Origin of the sequence: Enterobacteriaceae endosymbiont of Plateumaris pusilla, assembly GCF_012562765.1 — a bacterium.
Classification (GTDB): domain Bacteria; phylum Pseudomonadota; class Gammaproteobacteria; order Enterobacterales; family Enterobacteriaceae.
The window spans coordinates 371,684-385,767 of record NZ_CP046226.1; the positions used below are offsets into that span (position 1 = coordinate 371,684).

Below are 14,084 nucleotides of genomic sequence, written 5' to 3' on the forward strand. Positions count from 1 at the left end.
TTACCATTTAAAAATGTAAAATTTTATCATAATTATTAAGTTTTTTTTTCCAAAATAAAGAATCAATAATTTTTATAGGTACTGTCCAATATTTTTTTTTATCAAAATTTTTTAAACCTAATCTTTTTAAAGAATCAGAACAAATAAAATAATCATTTATATTACAAATATTTAAAATACTAAAACTAATACTATAATTAGGAAACAATATTTTTTCTGGTTTTTGTTTAGCTATTATTTGAAAAATACCATCTCCTATAAAAAATAATGCTATATCCTCATGAAATGAGGATATAGAAATTATAGTATCTAATCCTTCTTGACCAGAATTATTACCATATGGAGCTTGAGAAAAAATAAAAGCTATTTTATTCATTAAAATTGTATTAAACGATCACAAGTTAATATAGATTTAGCTAATATACTTAAACTTGCTATTTTGAATTTATTTTTTATTAAATCATTACTTAATTGATTTTTTAAAATACTTTTATTATCCATAATAATTCCTCTTTTTCTTGCAGAAGAAATACAAAAATATAAATTTATATTATATTTATCACTTAAATATTTCCAAGAATTAATTAAATTTAATTTATAATCATCTAATTTAATATATTTATTAGCATTAAATACACCATCACGATAAAAAAAAATATTTTTTATACAATGATTTTCTTTAATTACTGCATTTGTAAAAAAATATGCTGAATATGAATTTTGAGTACCATAAGGTGAACCCATTACTAATAATGAAAAGATCATATTATTTTAAATAATACCAATAAAAATTAATTAAGTTAATAGCTAGTTTAATGTTATTTACTTTTATTTTTAATGAAAGAATCTTTAATATCTAATAATTCAATTTCAAATATTAAAGTAGAATTTACAGGAATTCCTGGAATTAAATTATGTCCATATCCTAAACTAGGAGGTACAATAATTTTAATTTTTCCACCTTTTGTAATATATTGTAGTGCTTCTTTCCATCCAGCAATCATTTCTTGAAAATGAATGGATAATGGATTTTTTCTAGAATATGAACTATCAAACATAGTTCCATCAACTAATGTTCCTTTATAATGAACAACTACAATATCATTACTATTACTTTTTAATTTTCTTTTTCCATATCCTATTTTTTGTATTTGGTATACTAATCCTGTTTTACTTTTTTTTGTATTTTTTTCTTTTAAAAATTTTGCAATATATTTTTTTCCTATAATACTATTTTTTCTTGCTTCTTCTTTCATTTTATTATTAGCAGAATTTTTTACTTCTAACTCAAAATCTTTAAGAATTAAAATCAATTCTCTTTCAGTTATTCGAACACTATTATTTATACAATCAATTATTCCTTGAATAACAAATTTTTTATTTAATAAAATATTAACTTTTCGTTGTTCTTGAAAAGAATGTTGTAAATATTTTCCTATTATAATTCCCATTGCATAAGAATGTTGTTCTTTTTTATTATGAAAATAACCTTTTTTTTTAATATTAAATGGATTAATTGATTTATTTATTGTTTCTTTTTTATTATTATTTTTCAATTTAATATTTTTATATACTGATGCTTCAACAGGTAAATTTAAACTTATAGCTAAAATAAATATAATTAAAAATATTGATATTTTTTTAGTAAAAAATTTCATTTTTTCTCCAACAATATTAAAAATTTTAAAAATTAATTCTGTATAAAATTATAAACTATTTTTAAATTTTAGTGAATATAAAAAAATATTTTTTGTATAATAAATTTTATTAATAAAAATTAATTATTTAAAAAAATTAATAATCAAGTAATAATTTTAACATTCTTCTTAATGGTTCAGCTGCACCCCAAAGTAATTGATCACCTACAGAAAATGCTGAAAAACAATTTTTATCTATATTCAATTTTTTTATCCTTCCAATAGGAATATCTAATTTACCACTTACTGCTACTGGAGTTAAATTATTTATAGTATTATTCATATCATTAGGTATAACTTTAACCCATTTATTATGAGATTTTATAATATTTTGTATATTATCTAATGATAATTGTTGTTTAAGTTTTATAGTAAAAGATTGACTATGTGATCTTAGAGTTCCTATTCGTACACAAATACCATCTATAGGAATAATATTTTTTGTATTTAAAATTTTATTAGTTTCAAATTGACCTTTCCATTCTTCTTTTGTTTGTCCATCATTAACTTTTTTATCTATCCATGGAATTAAACTTCCAGCTAATGGAACAGAAAAATATTTTTGTGGAAAGTTATTCTTTTTAATATTTTTAGAAATTTTTTTATCGATATCTAAAATATTTGTATAATTTTTTGTAAAATTTGGTATTTCAGATATAAATTTCATTTGTAATAAAAGTTCCCTCATAAAATTTGATCCTGCACCTGATGCAGCTTGATATGTTGAAACAGATAGCCATTCAATTAAATTATCTTGAAATAATCCTCCTAATGCCATTAACATTAAACTAACAGTACAATTACCTCCTACAAAAGTTTTTATTCCAATATCTATTTTTTTTTTAATAAGATTTAAATTTATAGGATCTAATATAATTACAGAATTTATAGAAGTTCTTAAATAAGATGAAGCATCTATCCAAAAACCATTCCAACCAATTAAACGTAATTTAGAATATATTTTATTTGTATATTGACTACCTTGACATGTAATAATTATATCTAAAGATGATAATATTTCAATATCATAAGCATTTTGTAAAATTTTACATTTATTTTGAATATTAAAAGGAATTAATTGTCCAAATTGGGATGTAGTAAAAAATATTGTATTGATATAATCAAAATCTTTTTTTTTTATCATTCTTTCTAATAAAACTGATCCAACAATACCTCTCCAACCAATAAATCCTACATTTTTCATTGCTAGTGAACCTTATAATTTTACTAATTGACATTATTTATATATAATGATATTAAATATTTATTTATAAATAATTATTTAATTTAGATTATTATAAAATTACTATAAAATGAACATAAAAAAAATTATAGTTTTATTAATTTTTATTTTTTTTAAAATTAATTTAGTTAATGCAACTCATATTGATGTACTATTTACTCCAAATAAAAAAACATTACCATTAATAATTAATCTTATTAATAATGCTAAAAATGAAATATTAATAGCTGCCTATACATTTACTAATAAAAATTTAGCATTAGCATTATTAAAAGCAAGTAATAAAGGAATTAAAATTTATATAATTGTTGATGCTAAAAATAATATTAATCGTTATACTGCAATAAATTATTTAACAAATAAAACTAATAATATTCATATTAGAATGAATAATAATTATGTTATTATGCATAATAAATTTATTATTATAGATAAATCTACAGTTGAAACAGGTTCTTTAAATTATTCATCTAACGCAATAAAACGTAATGCAGAAAATATAATTATAATTTATGATTCTAAAAAAATAGCTGACATATACAACAAACAATTTTTAAAATTATGGAAAGAAAGTACAATTAAAATAAGTTAAATAATAATTAATTTATATAAAATTTAAATTCCAATTTATAGGATCATATTTATGATAAATAAGATATTTATTTGTTTTAGAAAAATGTTTACAAAATAAAAAACCTTTATTTACAGAAAAAGGTGAAGGATGTGATGTAGTTAAAATGTAATGTTTTTTTTTATTAATAAAATCAATTTTTTTTTTTGCATTTTTTCCCCATAGTAAAAATACTATATTTTTATAATTATTACTAATAATCTTAATTATATTATTTGTAAATTTCTCCCATCCAATATTACTATGGGAATTAGCTAATCCTTCTTTAACTGTTAATACTGTATTTAATAACATAATACCTTGTTTAGCCCAATCTAATAAATATCCGTGATTTGGAATTTTAAAATTTGGAATATCAAACTTTAATGCTTTATAAATATTTTTTAATGATGCAGGAATTTTAATATTAGGCATTACAGAAAATGCTAAACCATTAGCTTGATTTTTTTCATAATAAGGATCTTGACCTAATATTACTACTTTTAAATTTTTAAAATTAGTAACTTTAAAAACATAAAATATATTTTTTTTATCTGGATAAATAGTTATACCAGAAAGAATATCAGCATTAATTTTATTTATTAAATTTATAAAATATAATTTTTGTTTTTCTTTATTTAAAAAATAGTTCCAATTAATATCTTTTTTCATTAATATAAAGTTAATAAAATTATTTATAATTATATATTATATTATATAATTATTATATCATTTTTAAATAAATTTAGTTCCTTGTTTTTAAAAAAAAAATTTAAAAACTATTTATCCATAAGGAGCACAATATGAAATATTATGAAATAATACTAATTATACATCCAGATGAAAACGATAAAATTGATAATATAATAAAATATTATAAAGATATTATTCATGAAAATAAAGGAATTATTTCTAGATTAGAAAATTGGGGAAGAAGACAATTATCATATCCTATTAATAAATTACATAAAGCACATTATATTTTAATAAATATAACTATTAGTAATAATTATATTTCTATTTTAGAAAAAAATTTTCGTCTTAATGAATCTATCATAAGATATATAGTAATTAAAACTAAAAAAGAAATTAAATGTATATCACCTATTTTGAAATTAAAAGATGAACGTTATACAGAACAAAAAGGTAACGATATTATAAAAACTATATGATTTATTTTTTTATTTTTAAAAATTATTAATTTAATTATTTAATTTAGTAATATTTTTGTATTAGGAGTAATTAAAATGATACGTTATTTTCGTCGTCGTAAATTTTGTCGTTTTACATCTGAAGGTATTAAAGAAATTGATTATAAAGATATTAATTTATTAAAAAATTTTATTACTGAAAGTGGTAAAATTGTTCCTAGTAGAATAACTGGTACTAAAGCTAGATATCAACGACAATTAACTAGAGCAATAAAATTGGCAAGATATTTATCACTAATACCTTATACTGATCATCATAAATAATTAAATGTTTAATAATTATTATGTAACTTATTAAAGTTAATATTATTTATTATATATTGAGGTATATTATGCAAGTAATTTTATTAGATCAAATTATAGGATTAGGAAAAAAATCTGAAATTGTTAATGTTAAATCTGGATATGCAAGAAATTTTTTGATACCAAAAAATAAAGGTATTCCAGCTACTAAAGAAAATATTAATTTATTAAAAAAACAAATTACTAAATTAAAATTAGAATTATTAAACATTTTTAATAAAGCAACATCAAGATCAAAAAATTTTATAAAAATAATAGATAAAATTATAATTAAATCTAGATCTAGTAAAGAGGGAAAATTATTTGGCTCTATTGGAAGAAATAATATTTTCAAAGAAATTAAAAATATGGGATATGATATTTTAAAAAAAGAAATAATTTTACCAAAAGGAGCATTAAAAATATTAGGTAATCATGAAGTATATTTTAAATTTCATGAAAAAATAATAATAAAAAAAAATATTCAAATTATTAATTTTTAAAAATAACTTATATTGACTAAATATTATTTTTATTTTAAAATATTCTTACATAATAACGTAACTATTAAACAATATTATTTTTATGAACTCGGTCAGGTCTGGAAAGAAGCAGCCGTAATAAAAATAACATGTGTAAAAAATAGTTACGTTATTCAAATTAATTTCTAAATAAAGTATTTAAGTTTTAATTAAATGAATAATTATGTATTAGCAAGAAAATGGCGTCCTCAAAAATTTTGTGATGTCATAGGACAAAATCATATAGTTAAAGCTATTCAATATAGTTTATCTACAAAAAAAATTCATCCTGCATGGATATTTTCTGGTAGTAGAGGTGTGGGAAAAACAACTATAGCTAGAATATTTTCTATGGGTTTAAGTTGCTTAAAGGGTATTACAGATAATCCATGTGGATTATGTGAAAATTGTAAAGATATTAAACATAATTCTTTCTTAGATTTAATAGAATTAGATTCTGCATCTAAAACAAAAGTAGAAGAAATTAGAGATATAATAGATAATATTCAATATAAACCTATAAAAGGTCGTTATAAAATATATATTTTTGATGAATTTCATATGTTATCAAAACATAGTTTTAATGCTTTATTAAAAATATTAGAAGAACCTCCTAATCATGTAAAATTTATATTTGCAACTACAGAATTACAAAAAATACCAATTACCATTACTTCACGATGTTTACAATTTCATCTTAAGTTAATAACAAATAAAGAAATATCTCAAAAATTAAAAAATATTTTATATATAGAAAAATTAAATTATGATGAAAAAATATTACACATATTATCAAATGCTGCTAATGGAAGTATGCGAGATGCTTTAAGTTTAACAGATCAATTAATTTCTATGGGAGAACTAACAATTCAAAATTGTTATTTAATGTTAGGATTAATTGAGAAAAAATATTTATTTATATTAATTATAAGTTTAAAAAATAAAAATATTAATTCTTCATTAGAAATTATTGATCAAATTGCATCTTTTAATATCAATTGGGATAATATTATTATAGAAATATTATTTTTATTGCATGAATTATTAAAAATTAAAATGATTAATTTTATAAATAATATTGATCATAAATATGAATTTAATAATTTTCATGAAAATAACAAAAAATATTTAAATATTATTTTAAAAAAATTTTCTTTAGAAGAAATAAAATTTATGTATAAAACATTTATTTCCGGTAGAAAAAATTTAAATTTTAATCCTAATTATAGAATTGGATTTGAAGTTATTATACTAAAATTAATATTTTATTTTAATTAAATAAATTAAAAATTTAAATTAAAATATATAAAAAATAATTAGTAGTGCTTATATTTTTAAAAAATTTATTATTAATTTAATATATAGTAAAAAACCATTTAGTATAAAATTATTTAGTTTTATGTAAAACAAATATAATATATTAATAATATAAATTAATTTTTATTTATAAGGAAAATACTATAATGAAAGTACAGGAAACTCGTAATTTTGAATCTGAAGTTAAACAACTTTTACATTTAATGATAAATTCTCTTTATTCTAATAAAGAAATTTTTCTACGTGAATTAATATCAAATGCTTCTGATGCAGCAGATAAATTAAGATTTAAAGCGTTATCTAATATTAATTTATATGAAAATAATAATGAATTAAAAGTACAAATTTCTATAGATAAAAAAGAAAAATTAATTATTATTAATGATAATGGTATTGGTATGACTCGTGACGAAGTAATTGAAAATTTAGGTACAATTGCTAAGTCAGGAACAAAATCTTTTATAGAATCTTTAAATTTATCTTCTAAAAAATTAGAAAATAATAAACAAACTAATCAATTTATAGGACAATTTGGTGTTGGATTTTATTCTTCTTTTATAGTTGCAAATAAAGTTTCAGTAAAAACTAGAGCAGCAGGAATATCACCTGATAAAGGAGTTTTCTGGGAATCTACTGGAGAAAATAATTATACTATTACAGATATTTATAAAAAACTTCGAGGTACTGAAGTTACTTTACATATACGTGATAATAATAATGAATTTCTTGATGTATGGCGCATTAAAAATATTATTAATAAATATTCAGATCATATATCTTTACCAATAGAAATTCAAACATATAATGAAAAAACTAAGCAATATAATTGGGAACAAATTAATAAAGCTCAAGCAATATGGTTACGTAATAAATCAGAAATTAGTGATTCTGAGTATAAAGAATTTTATAAACAATTAACTCATGATACAAATGATCCTATGACATGGAGTCATAATCATGTTGAAGGAAAACAAGAATACACTAGTTTATTATATATTCCTTCTAATGTTCCATGGGATGTAAGAAACCGTGATTATAAAAGTGGAATTAAATTATATGTACAAAGAGTATTTATTATGGATGATGCTGAACAACTTTTACCTAAGTATTTAAGATTTATTAAAGGATTAGTAGATTCTAACGATTTACCTTTAAATATTTCAAGAGAAATTTTACAAGATAATAATATTATTCACAATATGAAAAATATGTTAACTAAAAAAGTACTAAACATGTTAACTAATCTTTCTAAAAAAGAAGATTTATATAATGATTTATGGCAAAAATTTGGATTAATATTAAAAGAAGGCCCTGCAGAAGATTTAAATAATAAAGATAAAATTATTAATTTATTACGTTTTTCTTCAACTTATAATAATAATTCTATACAAAATATATCATTAGAATCATATATAAATAGAATGATTAAAGGACAAAAAAAAATATATTTTTTAACAGCAGATAATTATCTTTCGGCTAAAAGTAGTCCACATTTAGAATTTTTTTCTAACAAAAATATTGAAGTTCTTTTATTAACTGATCATATTGATGAATGGATGATGAGTTATATAACTGATTTTAAAGGAAAACCACTTCAATTAATTAGTAAAAAAGATGATTCATTAAATGATTTTATTAAAAAAGAAGATGATATAGATAATACTAAAAATATAAAAAAATTAGATGATTTTGTAAAAAAAATTGAAAATTTATTAGGTAATAAAATTAAAAAAGTATATTGTACAAATCGTTTAGTTAATATTCCTGCTATTGTTACCACAGATACTAATGAAATGAGTACACAAATGGCTAAATTATTTGCTGCAGCAGGACAACAAACTCCAGAAATAAAATATAATTTTGAATTAAATCCAAATCATATTTTAATTAAAAAAGCAATGAATATAAAAGATGAAAAATATTTTTCAGAATTTATTAATTTATTATTAGAAGAAGCTATTTTAGCAGAAAAAGGAACATTAGATAATCCTAATACATTTATAAATAGAATTAATTATTTTTTATCTAATGAAAAGATATAAAAATTTTTTTATAGATAAGATCTAAGTTTTATTTAGATCTTATCTATAAAGATTTTATATTTATTTTAAAAATTTAGTAAAAAAATTTTTTATTTTTAAAAATTTTAAATCTCTATGTTTATTATTTTATTATTTTATTTTTTTAAAAATTATATCTTTTTTCATTTTTCATAGATATTATAAGATTATATAATAATAAATTTTTATTTAAACCTATTAAAGTAACTATTTTACTTAATATTAAGTTATTTAATTTTTTATTAAAATATTTTTTAATTACTTTAAGTACATCGTAATAATATTATTATAAATACGTTTTTTTAAATAAAATTAAAGAATTTATTCTTTATAAAAAATTTATTTATTTTAATAGCAAATAATATTTTTTTGATTTTTTTTATAATATTTTCTAACTTAAGAAAAAAATTATGTGTTAGTTATTAAGTTATTAGTAATAGAATTATTGTAATATATATCCTAATATAATTATATTACTTATATCTTTAATAATTTTTTTGGATAAAGTTTATTTTAAATATAAAAAAATATATTTTTATATTTAATATTTAAATTATTTATTTTTATAAAAAATATATATTTAATATAAATTTCAATATAAATAAAATTATAAATAATTTACTTGATATAAGAACAATATAAAAAATAAATGATTAAAATTAACTATTAAATTTTATGAAAATAATAAAAAATTATTAATATGATTTAATATACATAAATAAAATATTATTTTAATAAATATTTTTTTAAAAACTTATACAAAATTTTTTTATTATAAAAATAATAATTTTTGTATTTAAAATGATAAAATATAATATTTTTTATAAAAATTGAAATAAATTATTTACTATTGAAATAAATAAATTTTATGATTATAGTTTTATATTATAATATTTAATTAGATTGAATATTAAAAAAATTATAAAAATAATATTAAAATTATATTAATTATATATAATAAAATAAAAATTTTTATTGACAACAATTTAAATTAGTAATACTGAGAAAATGGCAGAAAAAAGAAATATATTCTTAATAGGTCCTATGGGAGCAGGTAAAAGTACAATTGGACGTCAATTAGCAAATAAATTAAATATGGAATTTTTTGATTCTGACGAAGAAATTGAACGTCGTACTGGTGCTGATATAAATTGGGTTTTTGATGTAGAAGGAGAAGAAGGATTTAGAAAACGTGAAAAAAAAATTATTAATGAAATTACAATAAAAAAAGGAATTATTTTAGCTACTGGAGGTGGATCTATAATTTCTAAAGAAACACGAAAATATTTATCATCTAGAGGAATAGTTGTTTATTTAAAAACTACTATAGAAAAACAATTAATTCGTACTCAAAGAGATAAAAAACGTCCTTTATTAAAAAATAAAGATAAACCAGTTATAGAAATTTTACAAAATTTAGCTAAAGAAAGAAATCATTTATATAAAGAAATAGCTGATATTATTATTAAAACAGATAAACAAAATGCTAAAATTGTTGCTAATCAACTTATTAATCTATTAGAAAAGAATTAATATTCATATAAATATTTTAAGGAATTAGTATGATAAATACTATTTTAGTAAAAACAAAAAAACATGATTATCCTATAATTATAGGTTTTGATTTGTTTAATACATCATACTTATTTAGTAGTTTTAAATATGGTGATCAAGCAATGATAGTTACTAATCAAAAAATATTTACTCTTTATTTTCAAAAATTATCTGATATTTTAAAACATATTGGAATTAAATTAGATTATATTATTTTACCAGATGGTGAAAAATATAAGACATTAATAACCATGAACATTATTTATTCATCTTTATTAAAAAAATTTCATAGTAGAGATACTACATTAATTGCTTTAGGAGGTGGTGTAATTGGTGATATGACTGGTTTTGCAGCATCTAGTTATCAAAGAGGCGTAAAATTAATACAAATTCCTACTACTTTATTATCTCAAGTAGATGCTTCTATAGGTGGTAAAACTGCTGTTAATCATCATTTAGGTAAAAATATGATAGGTAGTTTTTATCAACCTACTTCTGTTATTATAAATTTAAATTATTTAGATACATTATCTAAAAGAGAATTTTCTTCAGGAATGGCAGAGGTTATTAAATATAGTATTATTTGTGATAATATTTTTTTTAATTGGTTAGAAGAAAATCTTGACAAATTATTTAATTTAGATCCAAAATCAATAAATTATTGTATTTATAAATGTTGTAAATTTAAATCAAAAATTATTTGTGAAGATGAAAATGAAAAAAATACAAGAGTTTTATTAAATTTAGGACATACTTATGGTCATGCAATTGAATCAGAAACAAATTATAATGGTAAATGGCTACATGGAGAAGCAATATCAGTTGGTATAATTATGTCATGTATAACATCAGAAAAATTGAATTTATTTAAAAATAGTGATACTATCAGAATAGTAAATTTATTAAAAAGATGTAATTTACCAATTCGAAGCCCTAAATTTATGAATACAAAAAAATATTTAAAATATATGTTTTTAGATAAAAAAGTTCATAATAATAAAATTCATTTAATTATTCCTGTAAAAATAGGTAAAGTTATTATAAATAATAATATTACTGAAAATATTATATCTGATTCAATTATACAATCAAGAAATTTAATGAAATAAAATTTAATTTTTTATATATAATTATCATTATTCATAAAAATAAAAAGATGAATAAATATTTACTTGCTGCATCCATTTTATCAGCTAATTTTTCTTATTTAGGAAAAGAAATTAATGATGTTATTATAGCTGGAATAGATATAATACATTTTGATATTATGGATAATCATTATGTTCCTAATTTAACTATAGGTCCAATAGTATTAAAATCATTAAGAGACTATGGAATTAAAAATCTTATTGATGTACATTTAATGGTAAAACCAGTAGATAATTTAATTATTTCTTGCGCTAAAGCTGGAGCAGATTATATTACTTTTCATCCAGAATGTTCAGATCATATTGATCGTAGTATTTCTTTAATAAAAAAATATGGATGTAAAGCAGGATTAGCTTTTAATCCATCTACTTCATTACATTATTTAGATTATATAATGGATAAACTAGATTTAATATTAATTATGTCAGTAAATCCAGGATTTGGAGGACAAAAATTTATTCCAAATATTTTTAATAAAATAATTCAAGCAAGAAAAATAATTAATCAAAATAAAAAGAATATATTATTATCAATTGATGGAGGAATAAATATAAATAATATAAATAAAGTAGCAAGATCTGGAGCTGATATATTAGTATTAGGTTCAACTATATTTAAAAATTCATTATCTTATAAAAAAATTATTAAACAAATTAAAATAGAATTGAAGTAAGTAAATAAATTATATATAATAAAAATTATTATTTTAATTTTTTTTTAACTTTAAATAAAATTTTATATTATGTTAATTAAACCAATAGTATTTAGTGCTATTCAACCAACAGGTAATCTTACAATAGGTAATTATATAGGTGCATTAAAACAATGGGAAATAATTCAAAAAAAATTTTTTTGTATTTATTGTATTGCAGACCTTCATTCCTTAACCATATATCAAAAACCAAATATTTTAAATAAAAATATATTAGATACTTTGGCTATTTTTTTAGCATGTGATATTAATCCTAATAAAAATATTATTTTTATACAATCTCATGTTCCTCAACATACACAGTTAAGTTGGATATTAAATTGTTTTACTTATTTTGGTGAATTAAAAAGAATGATTCAATTTAAAGAAAAAACATTATTATCTAAAAATAACAATATTAATATTGGATTATTTAATTATCCCATATTAATGGCAGCTGATATTTTATTATATCAATCAGAAAAAATACCAGTAGGAAAAGATCAAATACAACATATTGAAATAGTTAGAAATATAGCTAAAAGATTTAATTCTATTTATGGAAAAATATTTACAATACCAGAAAAAATTATTAATTCTCATGGATCATCTATAATGTCTTTATTAAATCCTCTTAAAAAAATGTCTAAATCAGATTCTAATTCTAATAATATTATTAGTTTATTTGATAATAATGATATAATTACAAAAAAAATTCAAAATGCTGTTACTGATTCTGATATCCCTCCTAATATTATATATGATAAAATTAATAAGCCAGGTATTTCTAATTTACTTAGTATAATCTCTAATATTACTAATAATTCTATTCAAAATTTAGAAGTAAAATTTAAAGGAAAAACTTATAATAATTTTAAAAAATATGTTATAGAACATTTATGTATATTTTTAGATAAATTTAGAAAAAAATATTCTAAATTTAGAAAAGATAAAAAATTACTTAATAATATTATTATTAATGGATCTAATCAAGCTCGAAAAAAAGCAGATATTACTTTAAATAAAGTTTATGATATTATAGGATTGTATAAATAATATTAACGAGTACCATAAATAACAACTGTTTTTCCATGTGCATAAATTAAATTTTGATTTTCAAGAATTTTAAATATACGTCCTACTGTTTCTCTTGAACAACCAACTATTTTACTAATTTCCTGTCTAGTAATTTTAATTTGCATACCATTAGGATGAGTAATCGCATCAGGACTTCTAGCTAAGTTTAACAGTGTTTTTACAATTCTATTGCTTACATCTAAAAAAGCTAAATTACTTACTTTTTTAGATGTAATTTGTAATCTGTGAGCTACTTGAGAAAAAACCTTTATAACAATATCATTATTAATTTTAATTAAATTACAAAAATTTTTATAAGATATTTCTGCTAGTTCACAATCTGTTTTTAACTTAACCCATGCAGTACGTTTATGAGTATGATTAAAAATTCCTAATTCTCCTACAAAATCTCCTTGATTTAAATAACTAAGAATAATTTCTTTTCCTTTGTTATTTTTAATTAAAACTACAACACTACCTTTTAATATATAATATAAATTTTTTGCTATATCACCTTTATTTATTAAAATAGTTTTAGCTAAATACTTATTTATATGGCAATAAGTAAGAAACCATTCTAAAGTAGAATCTTTTTTTGATTTAAAAACTACCATTAATCATCCTTTAATTTTATTATTAATATTATATTAATAATAATTTATATTTAATAAA

At 18.8% G+C, this 14,084-nt stretch carries 16 protein-coding genes and 1 other RNA gene; 11 read left to right on the plus strand and 6 right to left on the minus strand.

Annotated features, from left to right (window positions below; genetic code table 11):
* Positions 1–7: 7 nt before the first annotated feature.
* The 4 genes from tusC to asd all read right to left on the minus strand — a co-directional run bounded on the left by tusC (position 8) and on the right by asd (position 2,901).
* Complete coding sequence (gene tusC, locus GJT83_RS01770) at positions 8–376, minus strand: sulfurtransferase complex subunit TusC (protein WP_168892733.1); 369 nt, start codon at positions 374–376, stop codon at positions 8–10.
* The gene (gene tusD / locus GJT83_RS01775; RefSeq protein ID WP_168892734.1) at positions 376–765 is read right to left on the minus strand and encodes a sulfurtransferase complex subunit TusD; all 390 of its coding nucleotides are present in this window, start codon (positions 763–765) and stop codon (positions 376–378) included. The genes tusC and tusD overlap by 1 nt, the downstream gene beginning before the upstream one ends.
* 53 nt (positions 766–818) lie before the next feature.
* The gene (gene fkpA / locus GJT83_RS01780) at positions 819–1,658 is read right to left on the minus strand and encodes an FKBP-type peptidyl-prolyl cis-trans isomerase (RefSeq protein WP_168892735.1); all 840 of its coding nucleotides are present in this window, start codon (positions 1,656–1,658) and stop codon (positions 819–821) included.
* A gap of 136 nt (positions 1,659–1,794) precedes the next feature.
* A complete protein-coding gene (gene asd / locus GJT83_RS01785) occupies positions 1,795–2,901 on the minus strand; it encodes an aspartate-semialdehyde dehydrogenase (RefSeq protein WP_168892736.1) in 1,107 nt (368 codons plus the stop codon).
* 109 nt (positions 2,902–3,010) lie between these two features.
* On the opposite strand from asd, the gene GJT83_RS01790 reads away from it, so the two are divergent.
* Positions 3,011–3,532 (plus strand): phospholipase D-like domain-containing protein, encoded by a 522-nt coding sequence (locus GJT83_RS01790; RefSeq protein ID WP_168892737.1) that lies wholly within the window; start codon positions 3,011–3,013, stop codon positions 3,530–3,532.
* 12 nt (positions 3,533–3,544) lie between these two features.
* Here the strand turns inward: GJT83_RS01790 and ung are convergent, their stop codons facing one another.
* Positions 3,545–4,222: a uracil-DNA glycosylase gene (gene ung, locus GJT83_RS01795; RefSeq protein ID WP_168892738.1), complete on the minus strand. Its 678-nt coding sequence runs from the start codon at positions 4,220–4,222 to the stop codon at positions 3,545–3,547.
* Between the two features lie 131 nt (positions 4,223–4,353).
* On the opposite strand from ung, the gene rpsF reads away from it, so the two are divergent.
* From rpsF to trpS, 10 genes are all read left to right on the plus strand, one after another.
* Positions 4,354–4,722 (plus strand): 30S ribosomal protein S6, encoded by a 369-nt coding sequence (gene rpsF, locus GJT83_RS01800; protein ID WP_168892739.1) that lies wholly within the window; start codon positions 4,354–4,356, stop codon positions 4,720–4,722.
* 75 nt (positions 4,723–4,797) lie between these two features.
* Positions 4,798–5,025, plus strand: a complete 228-nt coding sequence (rpsR, locus tag GJT83_RS01805) for a 30S ribosomal protein S18 (RefSeq protein WP_168867678.1) — start codon at positions 4,798–4,800, stop codon at positions 5,023–5,025.
* A gap of 68 nt (positions 5,026–5,093) precedes the next feature.
* Positions 5,094–5,546 (plus strand): 50S ribosomal protein L9, encoded by a 453-nt coding sequence (gene rplI / locus GJT83_RS01810; RefSeq protein ID WP_168892740.1) that lies wholly within the window; start codon positions 5,094–5,096, stop codon positions 5,544–5,546.
* A gap of 55 nt (positions 5,547–5,601) precedes the next feature.
* Positions 5,602–5,698: signal recognition particle sRNA small type (gene ffs / locus GJT83_RS01815), an RNA gene on the plus strand.
* 40 nt (positions 5,699–5,738) lie between these two features.
* Positions 5,739–6,842, plus strand: a complete 1,104-nt coding sequence (gene dnaX, locus GJT83_RS01820) for a DNA polymerase III subunit gamma/tau (protein ID WP_168892741.1) — start codon at positions 5,739–5,741, stop codon at positions 6,840–6,842.
* A gap of 185 nt (positions 6,843–7,027) precedes the next feature.
* Entirely contained in the window at positions 7,028–8,923 is a 1,896-nt protein-coding gene (gene htpG / locus GJT83_RS01825; protein ID WP_168892742.1) for a molecular chaperone HtpG, read from the plus strand.
* Positions 8,924–9,949: 1,026 nt separating this feature from the next.
* Entirely contained in the window at positions 9,950–10,474 is a 525-nt protein-coding gene (gene aroK / locus GJT83_RS01830; RefSeq protein WP_168892743.1) for a shikimate kinase AroK, read from the plus strand.
* Between the two features lie 32 nt (positions 10,475–10,506).
* Complete coding sequence (aroB, locus tag GJT83_RS01835) at positions 10,507–11,604, plus strand: 3-dehydroquinate synthase (protein WP_425482447.1); 1,098 nt, start codon at positions 10,507–10,509, stop codon at positions 11,602–11,604.
* 47 nt (positions 11,605–11,651) lie between these two features.
* A complete protein-coding gene (gene rpe, locus GJT83_RS01840; RefSeq protein WP_168892745.1) occupies positions 11,652–12,317 on the plus strand; it encodes a ribulose-phosphate 3-epimerase in 666 nt (221 codons plus the stop codon).
* A gap of 69 nt (positions 12,318–12,386) precedes the next feature.
* Positions 12,387–13,391: a tryptophan--tRNA ligase gene (gene trpS / locus GJT83_RS01845; RefSeq protein ID WP_168892746.1), complete on the plus strand. Its 1,005-nt coding sequence runs from the start codon at positions 12,387–12,389 to the stop codon at positions 13,389–13,391.
* A 2-nt stretch (positions 13,392–13,393) separates the two neighbouring features.
* Here trpS and crp read toward each other — a convergent pair whose 3' ends face one another.
* Entirely contained in the window at positions 13,394–14,026 is a 633-nt protein-coding gene (crp, locus tag GJT83_RS01850) for a cAMP-activated global transcriptional regulator CRP (protein WP_168892747.1), read from the minus strand.
* Between the last annotated feature and the right edge of the window lie 58 nt (positions 14,027–14,084).